This window comes from Rhodococcus sp. NPDC055024 (genome assembly GCF_053608585.1).
Window position 1 is genome coordinate 65,080 of record NZ_JBSGVT010000011.1, and the last position, 22,183, is coordinate 87,262.

The 22,183-nt window shown below is 59.2% G+C and carries 20 protein-coding genes and 1 pseudogene; 15 read left to right on the forward strand and 6 right to left on the reverse strand.

Annotated elements, in window-relative coordinates; all coding sequences use genetic code 11:
• Nucleotides 1–186 precede the first annotated feature (186 nt).
• The 3 genes and pseudogenes from ACWF6P_RS22120 to ACWF6P_RS22130 all read left to right on the forward strand — a co-directional run bounded on the left by ACWF6P_RS22120 (nucleotide 187) and on the right by ACWF6P_RS22130 (nucleotide 2,374).
• Nucleotides 187–690, forward strand: coding sequence for a hypothetical protein (locus ACWF6P_RS22120; RefSeq protein WP_452622471.1), 504 nt, complete (start codon nucleotides 187–189; stop codon nucleotides 688–690).
• Between the two features lie 759 nt (nucleotides 691–1,449).
• Entirely contained in the window at nucleotides 1,450–1,926 is a 477-nt protein-coding gene (locus ACWF6P_RS22125; protein WP_452622472.1) for a hypothetical protein, read from the forward strand.
• 89 nt (nucleotides 1,927–2,015) lie between these two features.
• Nucleotides 2,016–2,374, forward strand: a pseudogene (locus ACWF6P_RS22130) (MFS transporter).
• 11 nt (nucleotides 2,375–2,385) lie between these two features.
• Here ACWF6P_RS22130 and ACWF6P_RS22135 read toward each other — a convergent pair.
• The 6 genes from ACWF6P_RS22135 to ACWF6P_RS22160 all read right to left on the reverse strand — a co-directional run bounded on the left by ACWF6P_RS22135 (nucleotide 2,386) and on the right by ACWF6P_RS22160 (nucleotide 9,247).
• Nucleotides 2,386–2,970, reverse strand: coding sequence for a hypothetical protein (locus ACWF6P_RS22135; RefSeq protein WP_452622473.1), 585 nt, complete (start codon nucleotides 2,968–2,970; stop codon nucleotides 2,386–2,388).
• A gap of 2,213 nt (nucleotides 2,971–5,183) precedes the next feature.
• Entirely contained in the window at nucleotides 5,184–5,795 is a 612-nt protein-coding gene (locus tag ACWF6P_RS22140) for a flavin reductase family protein (protein ID WP_452622474.1), read from the reverse strand.
• Between the two features lie 13 nt (nucleotides 5,796–5,808).
• Entirely contained in the window at nucleotides 5,809–6,510 is a 702-nt protein-coding gene (locus ACWF6P_RS22145) for a GntR family transcriptional regulator (protein WP_452622475.1), read from the reverse strand.
• Nucleotides 6,510–7,271 (reverse strand): maleate cis-trans isomerase family protein, encoded by a 762-nt coding sequence (locus ACWF6P_RS22150; RefSeq protein WP_452622476.1) that lies wholly within the window; start codon nucleotides 7,269–7,271, stop codon nucleotides 6,510–6,512. The genes ACWF6P_RS22145 and ACWF6P_RS22150 overlap by 1 nt, the downstream gene beginning before the upstream one ends.
• Nucleotides 7,272–7,273: 2 nt before the next feature.
• Nucleotides 7,274–8,176 carry a fumarylacetoacetate hydrolase family protein gene (locus ACWF6P_RS22155; protein ID WP_452622477.1) on the reverse strand — a complete coding sequence of 301 codons (903 nt, stop codon included), beginning with the start codon at nucleotides 8,174–8,176 and terminating at the stop codon, nucleotides 7,274–7,276.
• Between the two features lie 51 nt (nucleotides 8,177–8,227).
• The gene (locus ACWF6P_RS22160) at nucleotides 8,228–9,247 is read right to left on the reverse strand and encodes a carbon-nitrogen hydrolase family protein (protein ID WP_452622478.1); all 1,020 of its coding nucleotides are present in this window, start codon (nucleotides 9,245–9,247) and stop codon (nucleotides 8,228–8,230) included.
• 327 nt (nucleotides 9,248–9,574) lie between these two features.
• On the opposite strand from ACWF6P_RS22160, the gene ACWF6P_RS22165 reads away from it, so the two are divergent.
• The 12 genes from ACWF6P_RS22165 (at nucleotide 9,575) to ACWF6P_RS22220 (ending at nucleotide 22,095) form a co-directional block, all read left to right on the forward strand.
• Entirely contained in the window at nucleotides 9,575–10,678 is a 1,104-nt protein-coding gene (locus tag ACWF6P_RS22165; RefSeq protein ID WP_452622479.1) for a cupin domain-containing protein, read from the forward strand.
• A 73-nt stretch (nucleotides 10,679–10,751) separates the two neighbouring features.
• A complete protein-coding gene (locus ACWF6P_RS22170; protein ID WP_452622480.1) occupies nucleotides 10,752–11,852 on the forward strand; it encodes an NAD(P)-dependent alcohol dehydrogenase in 1,101 nt (366 codons plus the stop codon).
• 54 nt (nucleotides 11,853–11,906) lie between these two features.
• Nucleotides 11,907–12,767 carry an alpha/beta hydrolase gene (locus ACWF6P_RS22175; protein WP_452622620.1) on the forward strand — a complete coding sequence of 287 codons (861 nt, stop codon included), beginning with the start codon at nucleotides 11,907–11,909 and terminating at the stop codon, nucleotides 12,765–12,767.
• A 54-nt stretch (nucleotides 12,768–12,821) separates the two neighbouring features.
• Nucleotides 12,822–14,306 carry an aldehyde dehydrogenase family protein gene (locus ACWF6P_RS22180; RefSeq protein ID WP_452622481.1) on the forward strand — a complete coding sequence of 495 codons (1,485 nt, stop codon included), beginning with the start codon at nucleotides 12,822–12,824 and terminating at the stop codon, nucleotides 14,304–14,306.
• Nucleotides 14,307–14,388: 82 nt separating this feature from the next.
• Nucleotides 14,389–15,342 (forward strand): sugar ABC transporter substrate-binding protein, encoded by a 954-nt coding sequence (locus tag ACWF6P_RS22185; protein ID WP_452622482.1) that lies wholly within the window; start codon nucleotides 14,389–14,391, stop codon nucleotides 15,340–15,342.
• A complete protein-coding gene (locus ACWF6P_RS22190; RefSeq protein WP_452622483.1) occupies nucleotides 15,339–16,847 on the forward strand; it encodes a sugar ABC transporter ATP-binding protein in 1,509 nt (502 codons plus the stop codon). The genes ACWF6P_RS22185 and ACWF6P_RS22190 overlap by 4 nt, the downstream gene beginning before the upstream one ends.
• Nucleotides 16,848–16,856: 9 nt before the next feature.
• Nucleotides 16,857–17,867 carry an ABC transporter permease gene (locus tag ACWF6P_RS22195; protein WP_452622484.1) on the forward strand — a complete coding sequence of 337 codons (1,011 nt, stop codon included), beginning with the start codon at nucleotides 16,857–16,859 and terminating at the stop codon, nucleotides 17,865–17,867.
• 580 nt (nucleotides 17,868–18,447) lie between these two features.
• The gene (locus ACWF6P_RS22200) at nucleotides 18,448–18,609 is read left to right on the forward strand and encodes a hypothetical protein (protein WP_452622485.1); all 162 of its coding nucleotides are present in this window, start codon (nucleotides 18,448–18,450) and stop codon (nucleotides 18,607–18,609) included.
• 221 nt (nucleotides 18,610–18,830) lie between these two features.
• The gene (locus tag ACWF6P_RS22205; RefSeq protein ID WP_452622486.1) at nucleotides 18,831–19,139 is read left to right on the forward strand and encodes a helix-turn-helix domain-containing protein; all 309 of its coding nucleotides are present in this window, start codon (nucleotides 18,831–18,833) and stop codon (nucleotides 19,137–19,139) included.
• Between the two features lie 138 nt (nucleotides 19,140–19,277).
• A complete protein-coding gene (locus ACWF6P_RS22210) occupies nucleotides 19,278–19,475 on the forward strand; it encodes a fumarylacetoacetate hydrolase family protein (protein WP_452622487.1) in 198 nt (65 codons plus the stop codon).
• Nucleotides 19,476–20,298: 823 nt separating this feature from the next.
• On the forward strand, nucleotides 20,299–20,997 hold the full coding sequence (locus ACWF6P_RS22215; RefSeq protein WP_452622488.1) for a GntR family transcriptional regulator: 699 nt from the start codon (nucleotides 20,299–20,301) through the stop codon (nucleotides 20,995–20,997).
• 744 nt (nucleotides 20,998–21,741) lie between these two features.
• Nucleotides 21,742–22,095: a DUF418 domain-containing protein gene (locus ACWF6P_RS22220; RefSeq protein ID WP_452622489.1), complete on the forward strand. Its 354-nt coding sequence runs from the start codon at nucleotides 21,742–21,744 to the stop codon at nucleotides 22,093–22,095.
• The last annotated feature ends 88 nt before the right edge of the window (nucleotides 22,096–22,183 follow it).

Consider the following 22,183-nt stretch of genomic DNA (forward strand, 5'->3'; position numbering starts at 1 on the left):
AAATTGTTGATACGTGTTCTAAATCTATGGTTAGAGTGACCACTGTCACTCGGCGAAAACATCTTCTGGCCAGATTTCGAACGCCGAATCGACACGGGCGTGCACATCGTCACAGGGGCGATATCCCCTTGCCGCACATACGCATTCATCATGTTTCACCATGCAAGTTCCTAGAAGGGTATTTCTGTGGGAATCAAACGAATCGGCATCGCATCCGTGGCATTGGCCGGCGCAGCAACGCTCGCTTTCACAGGCACCGCGTCCGCAGCGACCGCGACACGCGCAGCGGCGACCGCGAGCTACCAACTGTGTGGCACGGTCTGGGACGACGAAGACGGAGCGAAGCCGTGGAAGGAGTTCGGCGCGCCCCCCTCAGGCGCGCAAGGTGTTGCGGGGGTGACTATTTCGGGCACTGTCGGTGGAGTAGCAATCACTCCGCTGACTGGAAGCACCAACCCCACCGACGCCAACGGACGCTTCTGCCTCCAGGCTAACAACACGCTGGCAGACCAGGTGATCGGCGGAGCAGACGTACAGCTGTTCGCAACACCGCCTGCAGGGTGGACGAATACCAGCCCGAGTCCGTGGGCGAACGCGTCCGGGCCCAGCATCTCCGCGGCAACCTTCCTCGCCCACATCCAGTTCCCCTACCAGTCCGCAAGAGACTTCCACTTCACAGTCGGAAACTAACAAAGGAGCACGCACGTGTCCGTTGAGTTCCTGAGAGCGTTGCAGAATTTCGTCAACGCGATCGCCGCCCCCCTCGGGGGCTCCATCGACGGCCTGAACACGCTGTCGACTAACGACTACTCGAACGGAGGCTGAGCAGTGGGATCAATTGCCGAGTCAACAGCATCATTGGGACAGACGGTCACGCAGATGCTGCCGACCCTGTTCGCCCTCCTGATCAAAACTCCACTTGAGTTGTCCATCGGGTTCAAGGTCTAGAAAGGATCACGAACATGTCACTACAAGCATTGTCCGTGGACTTCGTGACGTTAATCGCCACGACATGGTTCGAGACCGTCGATCCACTCCGCGAATTCCTCACCGCACTGTCCTAGAAAGGGGCACAACAAGTGTCATCAGATTATTGGGCAGGTCTCGTGAACCTGATGAGCGCGTTCGGCAACGTGGTGATACTCGGGCTGTTCACTGCCTCCGCCGAAGGAGCTGGCTGGTCCAGCCTCGAATCGGCAAGCGCAAAATAGTCCGAGCACACCATTAGCTTCAGGAACTCACCGTGTGGGCACGACAGCACGACAGCACGACAGCACGACCGTGCCCACACGGCTACCGTTGACCCCCAGTGCGGCGCCCGTCTGAAGTTCCGTAGAACAAGCCCGTCCAAAATCTTCTTTGCTCCGTCACCAAACACGTGAACACCGAATCGGTTCGCACACATGGCTTTACCACACCTGGCAACACCTAACCAAGGAGGGTATTACTGTGGGAATCCCACGAATCACCGCCACGGCAGTGGCGTTGGCTGGCGCTGCAACACTCGCATTCACCGCAACCGCGCACGCCGCCCCCGCCACCCGCGCCAGCGCGACCGCCGACCAACAGTTGTGCGGCACCGTCTGGGACAACGACAACGGCACTTATCCGTGGAAAGAATTCGGCGCACCCCCCTCCGGCGCCCAAGGCGTTGCAGGCGTGACTATTTCCAGCGCCGGCGTCCCCACCGTCTCCACCGATGCCAACGGTCGCTACTGCCTCCAGATCGGCGCTGCGATTGTGAATGCAATTCTCAGCGGCGGATCCGTCCAACTATTCGCAACACCACCTACCGGTTGGACCAACACGAGCTCGAATCCATGGCAGGACATCGCCGGATCAAACATCACCGCCGCGGTCTACCTCACACATCAGCAGCCCCCCTACCGGTCCGCCAGAGACCTCCACTTCACTCTCGACAACTGACGACGAACGCCAAACAGTAGTCACAATCACTGGGGAGTACGCTCTGTCCCAAACTCAGAGCGCCAACGATCGTGGGCGAACTCGGCGGCGTGGAGCATCAGGTTTGGATCACCACGGCCTATCTACTCGCAACCACGATCGGGATGCCGATCTATGGCAAGTTCGGCGATGTGCTCGGGCAACGGCGGCTATTCCTCTTCGCCATAGCACTTTTCACGGTGTCTTCGGTTGGCTGTGCATTCGCTGATGACTTCTGGGCCTTCGTGATCTTGCGGCCGTTCAGGGACTGGGAGGCGGCGGTTTGATCATTCTGTCCCAGGCGATCATCGCCGACATCGTTCCGGCGAGTGAGCGTGGAGAGTACCTAGGCCCTCTCGGTGCAGTCTTCGGGCTCTCGGTCGTTGCAGGCCCACTGCTAGGTGGATTCTTTGTCGATCACCTCACCTGACACTGGGCGTTCTACATCAATATCCCGATCGGCATCGCCGCGTTTATTGTTGCATGTGCAGCTCTGAAGCTGCCGACCAAGAAGGCCACCAGACCCATCGATGTACTCGGCGTACTCTTCCTCTCCATTGCCACAACCTGTCTGATCTTCTTCGCTGACTTCGGTGGTGACAAGGCGCACGGCTGTCTGTCAGCGCAGACATGGGGGTGGGCTCTCGGGATGCTGCTGGCGACGGTTGCGTTCGTGATCACCGAGACTCGCGCCGAAGACCCGATCATCCCTCTCGAACTGTTCCGCAACCTAGTCTTCGTGAACGCCACGGCTATCGGCCTAGCCCTCGGCCTTGGAATGTTCGCAGCGATCGGATTTGTGCCTACATTCCTGCAGATGTCAGCCGGAACCTCCGCCGCTGCATCCGGTCTGCTGATGCTGTCGATGATGGCCGGTCTCCTGGATACCTCGATCTCCTCCGGCATTGCCGTCGCGAAGACGGGCCGCTGCCGGATATATCCGATCGTCGGCACGCTGGTCACGGCAGCGTCGATGGTGGCTCTGACCACACTCACGTCGAGCACCCCGATCTTGTTGATCTGCATCTATTTGACCGTGTTCAGCAGGCATCGGCCTTATCATAGAAATTGTCGTACTGGTTGTTCAGAAGGCAGTCCCAGCAGAGCAGATCGGAACCGCGACCGGTACGAATAACTACTTCCGCGAAGTCGGCGCCGCGCTCGGGACAGCAATATTCGGAACGATTTTCACAGCAGGTCTCACCGAAAACCTCCGAACAGTCTTTCTCGACGCCGGAGCCTCCGATGCTGATGCCGCCGACGGATCGGCAACGCTGAGCCCTGCGATGCTCGACACGTTGCCGGAAACGATACGAGCAGGCGTCGTCACCGCCTACGCAGATGTGCTTACCCCGGTGTTCTGGATCTTGCTTCCATTCATCGCTGTCGCGTTCCTACTTGCCTTGTTCCTCAAGCAGATTCCTCTCTCTAAACTCGCTGGACTCGTTGCACACGGCGAGGCTATCGCTGGGGAGGAAGCGGAACGACTCGAAGCCGAACAACGTGGTCTCACCCCAAGCCGGAAGGACAGGAAACGGCGTTCCCTAGTCGGCCGAGACTAAGTGGCGCTCGCTGAGAAGCATTCACCTTCCTCGGAACACTACGAGTGGACCCCGTCGCTGTGTCGGTGGAAGCGCAGCAAGCCTGACGCCGAATCACCTACGAAGGAAGCTGCCGAATTCATCATGCACAGGCGGTCAAACCCTGACCGACGACTGATTCAAACATTCATCCACGGATGGCCACTAGTGGACCGCAGCCAATCGTCACACGAATTCTCGAAGGCGCCCGGAGTCAAACTCGGGGCGTCAAGCTTTGTGGAGATGCGTCGGTGTTGTTGCAGTGGATACGCTCGTCCAGAGCCGTAGCCGGCGTATCACTATTGAGTATCGGACGTGGTGAACGACTTGCTCGGCGACGTGGCAGAAGAATTCTCGATCAGTCCGTTTGTCGAAGACTTGACTTTCCTCGATATCGACTGTGTCGCAACGATATAGGCAAGAAGACTTGAGCACTCAACGGGACGGACGCCAACGCTCAAACGGAACAAATCCGAACGAAACACTGCTTACAGAAGTTCGGCCGGGCCCGTCGCGCTTGGACGAACTCTCAACCCCCAGGAAAACCTTGCCGTAACCTAGTCTATCGGCAGCATGTGCTGCAGACCTTGGCGAAACGCTTCGCCCGATCATTCACTTCGCTCGGCTAGGCATTTCGCGTTTGTGTGGCCCAACTGGGTTGTGAATGACTACCTTCCGGATGTGCCGTGCGCATCGGGACCGATGCATGATTCGATGCGCAGCCCTGGCGGCTCACCGGGGCGACATCCGACTGCCACCCGGCGGGCCATGCGTGCAGATCACCGATCAGAGTGTGTACACAGTCATAGTGGTCCGCCCATTCCATGATGTGGTAGGCCGTACGTGCCGGAACGACATGCCGATCGATGGCGACGAAGTCAACAGGCCGCCCGCATCCCTGGCTGTGAGGCCAGATTGCAGTCAAGGTTTACCAATTATTACTATATCCGTTGCGTTAGTATCTCTAGCTGCATGAAAGCGTTCATATGGCGGCCGCGATTGCTGACTTCAATCAACTTGTCTAACCGCTTACCGCAGAATCGGTCATCGACGCTGATACTGCGGGAGATGATAAATTGATAGGTAAGGCCAGCAAAGCTCGCGATGTCTCCAGTGTGACGCCGCTGGCTGAGTCCGCTGTGCAGCGCCAGAACCTGTCGATTCCGACAGCCTCCGGTGGCCGCGCCGGAAGTGGTCGGCACATCGACGAACTGAGCAGGAAGTTCGCTGAGCCTCGAAAGATCGGGATGCGCAACCTTTGTCTGATGTTTAAGGCGATGCCGCCAAAGTAGGCACCGTTCCAATCGGCCTGCTGCTCCGCTGCATCCTAAGCAACGAACGCGCGGTCGTCACTGCTCGAATCAATTCCGGCGTTGTCGGCCGAGACTGTGTCCAGTGCGATCGGTCCGTGAAAGTGCCGACTCGGCATTTCAAGCGTCGCTTTCGCCCTCCGGCGCATAAAGTTCGCACCTACGAACCTGGACGCGGACAGCTCCCTCGATACCTCACTGCGCGAAGCAGCCTTTGATTATCAGCGCCCTGATCGATGGGTAGCACTTCTGCGATCGGGTATGGCCGAACGAGTTTGATCTGTTCAAGGACTTTTTTGCCGTGGACCTGGATGACCGGGTACATACGCACGAATCTTCAATCTCAGAGTTACGGGCGACGATGCACAACGGTCGAGGGTGCCATGCCCCACTCCGATCCGCCGAGTCGGCTCGGAGCCGCGAGCCTATCGAAAATAGGCAATCCATCATCACCGAGGATGTCGTCACGGATGCTCACGCGGACCACCCGGCCGAAGATCAGCGAGCAGTTGCCCACATCGATGATCATTTCTTTGACGCATTCAAAGGCGATGGGGGCCTCACGCACTCGTGGTACCGATAACACGCCACCATACTCTGGCGTGAGCCCAGCGTGGACGAACTCGTCGAAATCGCGGCCTTCCTCAATCGAGGTGGCGTTGATCTGCTCGATCAATACATCGGTGCCAATGTTGACAACGAACTCCGAGGTCTCGTCGACGTTGTGCCACGTATCCTTGTGCCCCACCGAATTGAATTGCAGGATTGGTGGATTGGTGGACGCAATGGTGAAGAAACTGTAGGGGGCGACGTTCAGCGCTCCCGCTGCCGAGCGTGTCGACACCCACGCGATCGGGCGTGGGACCACAGAGGCGGCAAGCACCCGGTAGAACGCACCGGCCGACATCGCATTGGGATCGAAGTGAGTAAGTGCGCTCGGTGTATCGGTCTTCTCAGGCATGACACCCTCCGTTTCAACAACATGCTCGAGGGGCGGTCAATATCTCTAGGCGCTTCGCGCAGCTTTTGTCGAGATGCGCGACCGTACTGATCAGATGGCCGCGTAGAGCCAAGCGAGCGCGGTCGGGTTGATGCGCCACGCAAGCCATGAGCATGAGGTCGTGTTCCTCCCGTCGCAGCGTCAACTGGTCACCGTCCTGCTCACTTGCAACGCGGTACCGCTCGCTGTTCAACCATGTCAGTTCGATCGAGCGCACCATCCACGGCGAACCGGCGGCACGATAGATCGAATAGTGGAACTCCTTGTGCGCCAATCGTGCTGCGGCAACATCGCCCGCCTCCAGAGCACACCGCTGTTCTTCGAGCGCGTATCGCGCCGCGAGTTCGTCCTCGGGACCGAAGTTCTCGGCCGCCCGATGGCAGGCGATCCCTTCCAATGTTATGCGGGTTCGGTAGGTATCGACGAGATCGTCGGACGATATCTCCCGGACCCGTGCCCCCTTGTGAGGGATCATCTCGATCACGCCAACTGCCTCGAGCTGACGAAGCGCCTCACGGATCGGCATGGCGCTCATCCCGAGGTCCTCCGAGAGCTTGTGCAACCGAAGCGGCGCGCCTGGAGGAATATCGCCGTTGCAGATCGCATCGAGAATAGCGTTATACGCCCGGTCAAGGGTTGTCGACGCTCTACTGCCCGCCACCTCGGTTGCAGCCATCAGTGATTGCCGTTCAGCAATTCACCTGCGTTTGGCACGTATCGCTTCAGCTCCAGATGTTTGAGCATCTGGTATACCGTCGCCGCTGCCGCCGACACCACTGGTTTACCGATCCGGTCCTGGACAATCTGCAGCGCAGCTAGGGACGGCATCTGCACGCACGCCGATAACACGACCACATCGGCCTGGCTGTGGTCGAGATCGTTGACGATATCGACCAGAGCCATCGGATCACGCGCCCCCACGGCCAGGTTGTCGGGGATCTCCAGCGCGATCGAATCCGTTACCTCAATCCCCTCGCCGCTGATGTATTCCACAATCCGGTCTGTCAGCGGACGCATGTATGGCGTGATGATTGCAACTTTGCGCGCGCCGAGCGCATGAAGTCCCTCGACCAGGGCACCAGCGCTGGTGACTACGGGTGCCGCCGACTCGTTGGCCACGGTGACCTGATGAAGGCGTTCCTGCGAGATACGGTGGTAACCGGCGCCACGCGTCATGATCGCCACCAGGCAGGCATAGCCCAGGATATCGACGGCAGCGTCAGACAGTTCTAGTGCACAGCGATCGGACTCGTCGTCCATCGACTCAAGCTGTTCCTTGGTGACCTGCTTCATCCGCATGCGCGACGAATGGAAGGTGAAACGCTCAGGCTCGACGGCTTCGCGGGCCCGAAGCATAGCTGGCACTTCAGTTTCCATGGTGATGTTCGAGCTCGGGACGATCTGTCCGATGCGAAAAGTACTCGTCGCAGAATCCATAGTCAGACCGACTTCACCGGGTTCGACAACGTACCAATTTTCTCGATGGTGGCAGAGACTACGTCCCCCGGGGTCAGGTAGGTGGGCGGATTCATCGCGGCTCCGACACCCTGCGGCGAACCTGTGGCGATCACGTCACCCGGTTCCAGAGTCATACCGGAGGTGACGTCGGCGATGAGTTGCGGGATCTTGAACAGCATGTTCTTGGAGTTGCCGTTCTGCCGCTGATCACCATTGACCGTCAGCGACAGCTGTAGCGCGTGCGGGTCACCGATTTCGTCGGCCGTGACAACCATCGGGCCGAACGGTGCGTAGCTATCCTGTCCCTTGGAGAAAAACCACTGCCCCGACCGTCGCTGATCGCGGGCACTGATGTCGTTGACGATGCTGTATCCGAATACGTGATCCAGTGCTTCACCTTCGAGCACCGACTTGCAGACATCACCGATCACAACGGCCAGTTCGCATTCCCAGTCCAGCTCTGCGGTCATGGAAGCGTTGTGCAGGATCGGCTCTTCTGGTCCGACAACCGCAGTGCCCGGCTTGCTAAAGAGAACAGGCCTGGTGGGCAGGTTCTCGTCGGTGTCCAGCGACCTGCTCGACTCCTCGACGTGCTCGACATAGTTCAAACCGACACCGATGATCTTGCCCGGCCGGAACGGCGCCCGCAGTGTAACCTCGTCGAGTTGCCGAACGACAGCCTCGGGCCAGGTCGACGTACGCTGAAGGATCTCTGTCACCTGATTGTGCAGGCTTGATCCGGCCGCGATGTAGTCGCGGAGATCGTTGGGCACTGAAATCGTTTCGGCCAGTGCGGATACCACGTCGAGCACCAAGGTGTCGTCAAGGAGCACACCAAGATGGCGATCGCCATCGGTGCCATCGCTAAAGCTGATCAAACGCATGAAATCTCCTAGGATCGAGATGAGATGATGGAAGTCGAATGAACTGGTGGGTTAAAGGAGTTCGGCCGAGTTCGCCGGATCCGCCGGGGTGAAGGCAGGCTGGCGTGTGGAGGCATCCCCGAACACCAGGCCAGTTTGCTGCTTACGATTGATGGTCAACTCGAATATGTCGAACCTGTTGTAGTGACCGATGATGTCGTGCATCTGTTTCGGCTGGATCGACGCCGAAAGATCAATGTCGGCGTAGACGATGCCCTCGTCATCAATCAGGGGCTCGGATATCAGCCGCCCGTCCGGACCGAAAATGCCGCTGAATGCGCAGTGCTGGCGCTCCAGCAAAGCCCGGGAGGCATCGTTGTGTGCGACGGCCGAGATGATGTCGTCGGTGATCGCCGCACACGCGACGACGGTGAACACCTTGCCCTCGAAGCTGTGGGCGGCCGCACGGGTCTTGATTGCCTCGACCATGTCGTAATCTGCCGGTGCCACCGGAAGTGCGATGTAATTGGCAACGTGCACCTGCTCGCCCTGGGCGAGTAACGCAAAGCGCGCCAGAGTATTTGTGTTCTCACCACAGGCTAAAGCGCCCAGACGCCCGACGGAGGTGTCATACACCCGCAGCGAGCTGCCATCGCCGCCGCCCCAGGTCAGCTTCTCAGCCCAGGTGGGAACGAGTTTGCGATGCACGCCCAGCAGTTCACCCTCATCGCTGATGAACAGTACAGAATTATAGAGAGTGCCCATGGAATACCGATCGCGTTCATTGACGCCGATCACGACGTTGGCCCCGGCCGACCGGGCAGCCGCGCACAGCGCGTCGACCTCAGGCCCCGGGATGTCGATGGCGGACAAGAACAGTTTCTTGAACCATTCACTGCCTTCCACCGGCGTCATCGTCCAGTTCCAATAGGGATATGCCGAGATGAAGACTTCTGGAAACGCGATAAGTTCGGCACCCTGCGCACCGGCTTCGGCAATGAGTCGACATGCCTTCGACACGGTCGCAGGCGTATCGAGGAACTCCGGGGCTGCCTGTACGGCAGCTGCCCGGAACTGCGGGTATCGGGTCAACTCAACAGTCCTTTCATGAGGTTAAGCGAGTGGTTCCGGCGCGCAACTTGCGCCAGATGCAGCGCGTATCGGGCCACACCCAGTGCCCTTATTTGATCAAATCTTTTAGGCGGAAGCAAGGTCGTGATCCACTTCCACGCCACATACGGACTTCCAGCACTCCGGAGAAATGGCATTTCAAATGGATTTTCATCACATTTCTCTACGAAGCTTCGGCTACCTACGCCGCGAAGCTCCAAATTACATCTAGCATTTGATCAAATACTGAGCTACCGTGATCCTGATTGTTAGCCAGGTCACTCGACTTGATCCTTGAGAGGAATCCCTGTGCGTGAAGACGTAATCGGCCGCTCCCGCGTTAACGACACCGAAAATCAAGCCCTGCAGGCGTTCTACGCCGAGCTGGAAGAACTCGATGCGGGTGCACTGTGGACGGTGGCCAACGAGATCGAACCTTGGTATCCGCAGCCGAAGTCGGTGCCGATGCTGTGGCAGTACCAGAAGCTACGCCCTCATCTCGAACGTGCCGCCGAGCTGGTGACTGCCGACGACGCCGGACGCAGAGTCATCATGCTGGTCAACTCAGGCCGTCGTGAACTCAGCGCGGCAGCGGGTCTTCTGTACACAGGCCTGCAGATCATGAACCCGGGCGAGTCCATGACCGCGCACCGGCATGCGGCCGCAGCGCTTCGATTTGTCATCGAAGGCACCGGCGCATGGACGATTGTGGACGGAGACCGGCTCGAAGTCGGCCCGAACGACTTTGCCATCACCCCCAGCGGCACATGGCATGAACACGGCAACGGCGCCTCTGACAACCCGGTCATCTGGCAGGACGGCCTTGACATCCCTCTGATAAACACCTTGGACGCCAACTTCTACGAGGTCCACAGCGACTTGCACCAACAGCCCGGCGCAGTGGTCAACACCTCGCTGCACAGGTACGGATCTGGAATCCTGCGGCCGGTCGACAAGACCTGGTCACGCCGCTATTCCCCGCTGCTCGCCTACCCATGGGAGCAGACGCGCGATGCGTTGACCGCCCAGGCCAAGGTGAGTGACGGCACCCCCTACGACGGCATCATCATGGAGTACATCAACCCGATGACCGGTGGGTCTGTGATGCCGACGATGGGCGCCCATATGCAGCTCCTCAAGGCTCAACAGCACACGCTGGCACACCGTCATACCGGTTCGGTGATTTACCATGTGGCGCAGGGCAGCGGGTACTCCCTCATCAACGGTCGACGCTTCGACTGGAACGAACACGACATCTTCTGCGTCCCGTCCTGGGCCTGGCATGAGCATGTCAACACCAGTAACTCCGAGGACGCTTTCCTGTTCTCCTTCAACGATTTCCCGGTCATGCACTCGCTCGATCTCTACGTCGAGGAGGCATACGCCGAGGCCGATGGCCGCCAAGAGATCTGAGAGCGCCCAATCAGCGTCACCTCGGACCGCTGAAAGTCACTTACATTCGACGCTTTCGACCAAGGAGTTGCCGATGTCCATCCGAACGACCGCCGCGGTTGTCGATGCCAAGGGCGCACCCTTTACTCTTCGCGAGCTCACGCTGCGTGAACCGGGAGCCGGCGAGGTTGTCGTCAAAATCGCCGCGGTGGGAGTGTGCCACACCGATGTGGTGATGCAGGAGCAATATTATCCGGTCGAATTCCCCGCCGTCTTCGGCCACGAGGGTTCTGGCATCGTCCAATCTGTGGGGCCGGGCGTCACGCGCGTCAAGGCCGGTGATCGTGTGGTCATCGGTTTTGCCTCCTGCGGCGACTGCACCAATTGTTTGCGGGGTCTGCCCTCGTACTGCCTGAGCTACTACGACTGGAACTTCAGCGGCCGCCAGGGCGACGGGACCACCTCGCTGACCGACGGCGACACCGCGATCTCCGGCCATTTCTTCGGACAGTCGTCATTTGCCCAGCACGCGCTGTGTTACGAGCGCAATGTGGTCCCCGTTGCCGACGATATAGCCCTTGAGCTAGTCGGACCGCTCGGCTGTGGGATTCAGACCGGCGCCGGCGCGGTTCTCAACTCACTCAGCGTCGAGGCCGGATCGAGCATCGCCGTCTTCGGTGCCGGCGCGGTGGGGTTGAGCGCTGTGATGGCTGCCCGAGTGGCCGGCGCGACTTCAATCGTCGCAGTCGATCTCTCCCCCGAACGACTCGAACTGGCCACTGAACTTGGTGCCACCGCAACAGTTTTGGCCACCCGCACTGACGCAGCCGAGCTACTCGCAGGTGCGACCACGCATGGTTTCAACTACTCTATCGAAACCACCGGACGTCCGGAGGTATTGGCACAGGCCGTCGATATCCTCACCATCACCGGGGTATGCGGAGTCATTGGTGCATCGCCCACCGGCACCACGGCCCCAATTAATATGAACAACTTGGTCTTCGGCCGCTCATTGCGTGGGATTTGCGAAGGCGACAGCGTGCCCGAACTCTTCATCCCGGCTCTGATCGAGCTGCACCGTCAAGGCCGATTTCCCTTCGACCGACTGATCAAAACGTACCCGTTCGAGCAGATTAACCAGGCGTGCGAGGACGCGAAGACCGGAAAGACCATCAAACCGGTCCTGACGTTCTGACCCCTCCTGCTTTGCTCCGACGGCTCCACCGGGAAGGATCCCACGGTGAAACGCATGTTCTATCACGAGTTCTCCACCTACGACGAGCTCAATGTCGAGTACGCCATCGATCGTTCCGTCGATGACTTCGACGGATATCTGCTCAGCTATGCGCAGCGCAGCGCAGCGACGCGAAATCGGTTGGTGTACCGAGAGATAAGCTACGGCCCCACCGTCGCTGAAACCTTCGACTTCTTTGAATCCGAGCCGGCCCCCGCCGTTGCCGCACCGGTAATGGTGTTTATTCACGGTGGCTTCTGGTATCTCGGCTCCAAGAGCGACTTCAGCTTTGTCGCCGACGGACTTTCCACCGCCGGTTTCGCGGTGGCCGTCGAAGATTACGAGCTCTGCCCGAACGTATCGATGACCGAAATCGTCCGGCAGCACAGGGCTTTGGTGGCTCATCTGCACCGCAACGCTGCCGATCTGGGAATCGACCCTACGCGCATCTACGTTGTTGGGCATTCCGCGGGCGGCCACGCGGCAGCCTCGGTGATGGAAACGGACTGGTCGTACTACGGGCTGCCCGAAAAAGCGGTTGCCGGCGCGATCGCGATCAGCGGACTCTTTGACCTTCGGCCCCTGCCCTTCACCTTTGTCGCACCCCACCTGCAATTCACCGGGCAAGAAACCCAAGACCTGAGCCCGATTCTGAACATCCCGGCGACGATGCCGCCGGTTCTCGTCACCCACGGCTCCTATGAGACTGCCGAGTTCTGCCGTCAGAGCGTTGATTACGCGAACGCACTGACGGGGGCTGGGCTACCGGCGCAGTACCTGGAACTCCCGCGCAACCACTACGACATCCTCGACGACCTCGCCGAACGCGAGGGCGCACTGTGCTCGCGCCTGGTGCAGTGGGCCACCGAACACTGACCATTCCCCGACTGTCGCGTCACCTAGACACCACGATCTTTTAAGGAACACCCGATGACCACAAATATTTCTCCCAGTACCGCAGGATTGCGCGAGCGCTACGCTCCCTTCATCAACGGCGAGTTCATCGCCGCTGACGACGCCGAGGTGTTCCCGGCCGTGCACGCGACCACCGGCGAACATCTCGCCGATATCGTTCGGTCGACGCCCGAGCATGTCGACCAGGCAGTTGCCGCTGCCAAGGATGCCTTCGCCACCTGGTCGCGTACCTCACCGGAAGTACGCTCGGCCATGCTGCATCAGCTTGCAGATGCCATCGAGTCTGACATTGCGCGGCTGGCCGCAATCGACGCCACAGACATCGGACGACGCGTCGGTGAGACCGAGATCGACCACCGCATCGCTCTAAGTGAATATCGCTTCTTCGGTGGCGCCGCACTGACGCACAGTGGCTGGAACCGGTCGATCGAGGATGGTATCGCCATCGCCAAACGAGAGGCCCTCGGTGTGATCGGTCAGATCATCCCGTGGAATGTTCCGGCGATCATGGTCGCGCACAAGCTTGCCCCGGCGCTGGCCGCTGGCAACACCGTCGTGCTCAAACCCGATGAGAATGCCTCTCTCTCAACCCTGGAACTATGCACCCACATCGCCTCGATCTTCCCGGCTGGCGTTGTCAACGTCGTCCCCGGGTTCGGCGAAGAGGTAGGTGCCGCCATCCTCGCGCATCCCGATGTTGCCAAGCTCGCTTTCACCGGCAGCCCCGAAGTGGGCCGCCTCGTCGGTGTTGCTGCTGGTGAACGTCTCATCCCGGTAACCCTCGAACTCGGCGGCAAGAGCCCCAACATTGTCTTCCCCGATATCGACGATATGGACGCGGTGATCGCAGACGCCACCTTCGCCGCCACCTACTGCAACGGCCAGTCGTGCCTGGCCGGAACCCGCCTGTTTGTGCACGACTCGATCTACGACATTTTCGTCGCGAAGCTGGTTGAGAAGTTCGAAAGCCTCACCCTGGGCGATCCGCTCGACTCCAATACTTCCGTCAGCGCATTGGTGTCCGAACGCCAGGGAGAGCGCGTCCTCGAATACATCGACGCGGGTCACCACGAAGGCGCCAAGCTACTGACCGGCGGTAACCGGGTGACCGTCGCGGGTCATGAGCACGGTTACTTCATTGAGCCGACCATCTTCGAGGTGGACAACTCCATGCGGATCGCTCAGGAAGAGATTTTCGGGCCGGTGCTCTCGGTCCTGCGCTGGAGCGATTCCGACACCATGATCGAGGAAGCCAACGGCACCGTTTACGGACTTGCAGCTGGTATCTACACCTCCAATATCGGCAATGCGCTCGAGACCGCCGATCGCCTCGAAGCCGGATCGGTGTGGATAAACAAGTACTTCAACCTCGTTGACGGTTCACCGATCGGCGGTTTCAAGTCGAGCGGCCACGGCAGCGAGAACGCCGCCGAAACCCTCAATCTCTACACTCACCTCAAGTCGATCACCCTGCGGACCCGCCCGCCGGCCGCCTCGTAACCCTCCGCCCAACGCCGCAGCACCCATTTGCCGGTCGCCACTCGGGCGATGGGTAGCTCAGCAGATCTCCTGAAAGGTCATCATGCGCAAGACACTACGAAATTTAACCGTCGTTGTGGGTGGAGCCTGCCTAGTTGCCGCCGGGTGCAGCAGCAACGACTCCGCAAGTAAGGACCGCACCGTCGGCTTCAGTCACCCCGCCACTCAGGTCCCCTACGTCACTGCTCAGCAGGCACAGGTCACACTGCTCGGCAAAGAAGCCGGTCTGCAGGTCCTCACCGACAATTCGCAACTCAAGCTGGAAAAGCAATTCAACAGCGTACAGTCGTGGGTCACTCAGGGAATCGCCGCGATCAACGTGCTGCCCATCGACCCCGGTTCCTTTGCGCCATTGCAATCGCAGGCGCAGGCAAAGGGCATCTGCTGGACCACTTATGGCGCCGAGATGGAGGGCTCGGACGGATTCGTCGGCCTTGATCCTGCCCAAAGCGGGACAATGGTCGCCGATCGGACCATCGAATGGATCACGGCCAATGCGCCCCAGACGGAGGTCCTGGTATTGACCAACTCCGCCGACCGCAACTTCGCACCTAGAACGGGCATCCCGATCGAGTCGATCAAGGCCAATACCAAGGCAAATATTGTCGCAGTGCAGGACGCCGTGGACCAGGCGAGTGGCCTGACCGTGACCGAATCAGTCTTGAAGGCACATCCGAACGTACGTGTAGTGGTGGCATTTAACGACGACGGCGCCCTGGGTGCCGCGCAAGCCATGAGGAACGCCGGCATCGACCCCAAGTCGGTCTTCGTTATCGGGCAGGATGGGTCCGAGCAGGGTCTCGAGGTGCTCAAGGATCCGAACTCGTACCTCAAGGCCAGCGCCGCGTTGCCCGTCGTAGAGGTCTCCAAGGCGGTTGTCGATGTGATGGCGAACTGCATGGACGGCAAGGAGCCAATGACGGTTACGGTGCAACCGCGCCTCGTCGAAGCTGGTAACGCCACGGCGATCGACGAACTGATGAAGGGCTTCCGGTGACCCGCACTGTTGCCCGCCTCACCAGTCTGACAAAGTCCTACGCCGGTGTGCAGGCCCTCGCCAGCGTTGACCTCTCGGTCGACGCTGGCGAGGTGCGAGCGCTGCTCGGCCCGAACGGCTCGGGAAAATCGACACTGATCGGGATGCTCGGCGGCGCCGTGGTGCCCGACTCGGGTCAGATCACAGTGGCTGGCAAGACAGTCAGCTCTCTGACGCCCACGCAGGCACGCGAGCTGGGAATTGCGGTCATCTACCAGCATTTCAGTCTCGCTGATTCACTCTCTGTGAGCGACAACATCTTTCTCGGTGCCGAGCTCAAGCGCGGCATCAGGATCGATAAAAAGGGTCAGCGGGCCCGGACGATGGACCTGATCGAGGCATTCGATCTCAATGTGGACCCCGATGCGATTGTCGGTCAGCTCAGTGCGGGCCAGCGTCAGGTTGTCGAAATCGCGAAGGCGTTGTTGCACGCACCGAGTCTGCTCATCCTCGATGAACCCACGGCCGCGCTAAGCATCGCCGAAACTGAACAACTGCTCCAGCGCGTCGAAGCGCTGGCCAAAACCGGTTTGGGCATCATCTTCATCAGTCATCTGCTCGATGACGTACTGCGTGTTGCAAATTCAGTAACCATTCTGCGGGATGGGGTCTTGGTGTGTGAAGGCTCGATCGCCGAGTTCGACCGCGCCGCGCTCGTAGCAGAGATCGCGCCCTCGCATTCATCGGCTGAGGTGGAACCCGCGCCGTGCACGACTCCGCTGCTACAACTCGATGACGCGATAGTCGGCGGGGTCGGTCCACTTCACCTGACCCTTCACGAGGGCGAGGTACTTGGGTTGTTCGGCCTGCTCGGCGCCGGACGCACCGAATTTCTCGAAGGGTTGTTCGGCCTAGGACCAACCACAGGTCGAATCACCCTCGGCGGTAACCGATACCATCCTATTTCCCCCAGAGCCGCCATCAAAGCTGGGTTAGGACTGGTGACCTCTGATCGAACGAACAAAGGGTTATTTTCACACCTGTCTGCACGCGACAACGTTCTCATCTCCGTAGTCCACAAGGCCGCGCGTAGGCATTTTGTCCGCCGAAAAGGACTCGAAAGCAAGATATTCGACGAATGTACCATCCGAATGTCGCTCTACCCGCCGCTGGCCGACCTATCCGCCGCCGGGTTCTCCGGCGGAAATCAGCAGAAACTGATGCTGGGACGGTGGCTCAACGGCCTCTCGCAAACCCGTGTGTTACTTCTCGATGAACCGACTCAGGGTGTTGATATTGGCGCCCGCTCTGAGATCTATCGGGAGATAAGACGATTCGCGCAACAGACTGGTCACGCGGTACTTGTCGCGGCGTCGGAAACCGAGGAGTTGGCCGAGCTTGCCGATCGCGTACTCGTGCTACATCGCGGAAGCCCGGTGGGAATCGTCGAGCGGACCGTCGACTTCGAAAGCGAACTACTCTCGCTCGCCCATATGGGCGAGTCTCTACCCACCTCGTCCTCGTAGGAATATTTCATGACCTCAACAACCCTCAAAACGCCCACTTCGACGAGTAATGGCACCATCACGTCATCGCGAAACCGCTGGGTCCGGCTGCTCGTGGAGAACATCAACCTGCTGGCATTGATTGGACTCGCGGCGTATTTCACCATCGCCGCACCGAACTTCTTGACCAGCAACAACCTCACCGACATTCTGATCCAGGTCGCGCCGTTGGCCGTGATTGCGGTTCCGCTGACCTACGTAATCATCAGCGGATATCTCGACCTATCGGTGGGTTCAACACTTGCGGTGAGCGCCGTGGTGGCTGGACAGCTGATGGTCGCCAACGTGCCGTGGCCGGTGGCCGTGCTTGTCGCGATCCTGGTCGGTACCGCCATCGGCGCGCTCAACGGGTTCCTGATCGCTGTGCTTGGATTCTCCACCATCATCGTCACCCTCGGAACCCTCACCGCCGGAAGAGGTCTGGCACTGGCCATCGGCCCCGACCCGATCTTCGGCTTCCCCCAAGGGTTTACCGATATCGCACAGTCGCGCCTAGTAGGCATCCCGTATCTGGTCATCATCGCCCTCCTGGTCTTCTCCGTCGGTTGGTTCATCCTCAACTGGACACCCTTCGGCCGGCACGTGTACGCCACTGGCATTAATAAGCGCGCGGCCTTCTTGTCGGGTGTCGGCATCCGGCGCGGCGGATTCCTGATCTTTGCCTGCCTCGGCGCCGCCGCGGGTCTGGCCGGGGTCATGTTCGCCAGCCGTCTGGGCAGCACCCCTGCCGAATCACTCGGGATCGGATACGAGGTTGACGTCCTTACCGCGGTGCTCCTCGGAGGCGTTGCATTCGAGGGCGGGCGAGGCTCGCTCGCGCGGGTTGGTCTGGGCATCCTGTTCCTTGGTGTTCTGGCCAACGGCTTGATCCTGATGAACGTCGACACCGCGTGGTCCAACCTCATCCGAGGTCTGATCCTGATTCTCGCCGCTGGCCTGGTCTTCCTCGATCGAAAGCTGGACAGATCTTCTCGCGTTTGAGCAAGATCCAGCACGTCGCGAACATTCACAACATCATTCTGTGATCTTCCGCGACAATATTCAGTTGGCGCAACGGCGACGTAAAACTGCCCTGGATCGCGTGGAGATTCCGTTCAGGCCAACTCGCGGACCGAGGCGGCGCTGGTCACGGTGGCGCGTGTTGTAGTCGATCGACGAATGCAATCGCTCCGCTTTGAACCAGCGGACCCACTCGGCAGTTCCCCGCTCCGCCTGGACTCGGCAGGATGATGACAAAAGTCCGCTTGACCAGCTAAGTCTTGCAGAGGCCGATCTTCGATGCCATCAAGCGTTGTCGAGGGCCTCATTGGCTTCTACAGAAATTAGGAGACCTCCGTTGATTGAGACAGCGAGAAGCGACCCACCGTGATTTCGACGGCACACGAATTCGTTCGGCGAGTGCCGCCGCATGGCGCCGACAGCGGGTTGTGAGCTCACCAGGCATCGCAGCGATTCGAGCGCTGCGTTCCCCGTTTGTATCCGGCACCAAGAATTAGGCTAGTTATTTTACTATCGGTTCATTTCGCGTCGTGGACCTTCGGCTGTTGAAATCACGTTGTCCGTGACTGAACGTGCCGAGCTGACACACAGAGTCAAATCGGGTGGTCGGCGGCAGGCGGAGCGGGCCCGCATCGTGTTCGTCTGCGCCGAAGGTGCGTCGAATGCAGGTGTTGCACGCGAACTCGATCTCGCGGTGGCGACGGTAGCAACATGGCTGCGATAGTTCGCCTCGAACGACTCGAACGACTCGACGATGCCGGGCGAAGCGGGCGCCCGAAGGCAGACTTGGTGTTTAGCGAGGACGATCGAACGCAGCTGACCTCATGGGCACGGAGAGCGAACTCGCTCAGTATTTTGCGATGCGGACAAAGATCATACTGTGTTGTGCCGTAGGTGGAACGAAAAAGCTGGCGGCAGCCGACCTCGGGGTCGACGAGTCGACCGGTGAACCGGTGGCGGCAACATTTCATTACACACCGACTCGGCAGACAGGTCGACGAGCCCCAGTCAGGTCGGCCGCCGTCAATCCTGCTCGATCAGGTGGAGGACGTGATCATCGCGACCTTGGAATCGAAGCCCGGCAAGGACACCCACTGGTCCCGGACGTCGATGGCCGAGAAGACCGTTCTCTCGAAATCGACGATCGGCCGGATACGACGCAAGTTCGATCTCAAATCGCACCCGCAGGACTCGTTCAAACTGTCTACCGACCCGCTGTTCGTCGAGAGAATGGTCGATGTTGTTGGCTTATAACACGATCCACCCGAGAAGACGATCGCGCGCTGTGTCGATGAGAAGTCTCAGATCCAGGCCCTCGATAGGTCACACCCGACTGCTCCCGCCGATGATGCAGGCGGTGATTACCGGCATGCCCACGCGCCCGCGCCGCCGGTGACGCCTTCTCCCACCGCGTGCGCATCACCTGCCCGGGATTGCGGTAGATCTTGCAGGCACATTCTCTTCAAGGTTTCACAGCTCATCGCCGACAAAAGCTCCGGGCTAACCCTTGAACCAGGCGACGTCATTGCCACAGGATCTCCGCAAGGAGATGGCGTAGCGATGACGCTGCCCCACGTTTCTGAAACCTGATGACGTAGTAGCCGCTTCCATCGACAAATCAGCACGCACGCTGTCCAATCTCGTGAAGACGATCTGAGCATGAACATATAGAATCGGGTCCACCGAATCGGGTCAGATCGTCCCGAGTCCACCATCACGATGGAGACAGAGGTCCCGGTAATGTTCCGCTCTCGGGAGACGTCGAACCCGAGCGGTTCACACTTCACTCGTCTCGAATGCGGTTGAAAGAGGTGACCACAGTACAGCTCAAGTCGATCGATGATGGGTCGGATCGCTGTGCAATCGAGCTACCCGAACCGCGTGGACGTTCCCGGGCACACGTGTCTGGTCGCCATCCTGACCCGCGGATCTGCCTACTATCGCACGTCCGAAAAGCGTATACACAGATCACGATCGACAACGACGGGGCAGCGCCGGTAGTCACAAATGCAGGTGCTCTGGCCGATGGTGTACGAGTTCTCGGAGCGAAGAAGGTTGCGCTCATTGCGAGCGTAGATGAGGCCACTCACTGAGAAGGTAGACGAGTATATTCGGACGAAGGGTTCGAGTTTGGCGGCTTCACCGCACCGGAGATCCCAAGCAACCTCGAAGGCGGTTCTCGCGAGCCCATGGCACTCGTCGATATCGTGGACAAACTCGATCACTGATGCTGATGTAGTGGTTTGTCGGCGTGCGTCCCGATGTAATCGTTCGCAGCGATACAAGTTGTACAGGATCGCATCGGTAAACCGGTAGTGTCGGCTCCCGTGGCAACCACATATCAGCTACTTCGAGAACTTGGACTCACACGGTACGTTCCGAACGCCGGCGAATTATTGAATGGGAGTTACCGATGACGGCAACCGGAGTGCCAAAACCGAAGCGCACGACCACCCTCGAACAAGCGTACAACGCAATCCTTGAGGCCATCTTCTCCGGTGATATCCCGCCCGGCGCTCCGCTTCGGCTGCAAGAGTTGTCGGACAAGCTTGGAATGAGCATGATGCCCATTCGTGAAGCCTTGAGGCAGCTCGAAGCCATCGGAGTGATCGAGATTACACCCCACAAAGGTGCCAAGGTCCGGGAAATTTCCGCTGATGATCTCATCGATACTTACCGGACGAGGATCACACTCGAAGGCATCCTCTGCAGTAGAGCGGCGGAAAACTTCGATGCCGCAGACGAAGCCGTGGCGATTGAGGCGCTCGAAAGACAACGACTTGCTCTGGAAGCAGGTGACGTTTCCGGAGCGCGGATTGCGCACAAGGACTTCCACTATGCGGTTTACCGTGCGGCGGGGTCGCCGTGGATGTTGCGGTCTATTGAATTGACTTGGTTCAATAGCGAGCGCTACCGGATAGCGAGTGAACAGGACGGAGATCAACTCACGCTTCGACGCGACGAACATGATCGTATGCTGCGGGCCTGCGTCACTCACCAACCGGCACAAGCTAGATCGGCCTTACGAACACACCTGATCAGTACCGTTGCACATTTGGACAAGAGCTTGGCCAAGCGTCTTGACATAGTCACGACCGGGGCATGCTTGTAGAAATCAATTGTGAAACCCCACTATCAGAGTGGCGCCTCGCGCCATCGGCCGCCGTCGTTCGAAAGCGGCCTTAACGGTTACCTTCGGAAGAAAGGGCTACCGTGCTGCACGTTCATCCAGTGTTCGCTGCGCGTTCAAATATTAGGGACCAGTAGCTGATTCAACTTTGCGACTGGGTAAACTCCCACGATCCATTGTCGAGATGCGGTGGGTTCGGTTGGACCCAGACGAGTTCTAACAGACGAGTTCTAACAGTGGTTGCAACACCTGGCCCCCATCGACGGGACCAGTCCCGAGTCGTGGGCCCCGGCGGATGAACGCCCACGATGTGAATTGCACTCCGTGGTCGGAATGAAATCAATGTGCCGGGCGTAGGGCCCCGATTCGAATGGCCATTCCCAGAGCATTAGTTACCAACGCCGCCGTTTGAGAACTGTCAAATCGACCACCCGGTGACCCGCCTCGAAAACGTATCCGAGATAACGGCGCAGTTAGCCGTACCTTCACGCGTCGGATGTTCCGCGATGTCCGTGACTCAAGGCTCGTTCGGCTCGTCGCGGGTGAATTGACGGTCCACAAGATCGCTCGCGGTCGGGTCTGATGCTTGGAACGCACACGCTTTTTCCGGAAGTCCTTTCACCCCAGCTGTTCTCATCAAACATTTGGTACAGCAGTGCGTCACAGCAATACAGTGTCCAAGGTTGAGTTCGGCGTGGACCCGGCGCGCGCCAGAGGTTCCGTTCGATGCCACCACTCGTGCGAACCATTGCACCTTCACGCCGAATGGCTCTGACCAACTACCTCGGCGCCACTGCCGCAATATGGCTGCTGATGCCACTGCGACCACTGCTAGGGCTGGACACCGCAACCGCCTCCACATGGACACACGCGATGGGATTGTGCGCAGCGATCCTTACAGCCCAGTGGATCTTCTCCACATGGTGGTTGAAACAACATTCCCACGGCCCACTCGAAAAGGTATGGCGCACTATCACCTGGGGACACCACCGAGCCGACATCCCGAACACGAGCACTCCGCGAATGAATGTCAAATATATTGATACCCAGCATAAATCAGCGACAATCACACAAAACTAGCCACGTCTCTGTCGATCTTTATTGCACCAAATTTAGGGAGCCACCGACAATCCTCAGTTTCTCGAGGCCGCCGTCACGGCACGTTTGA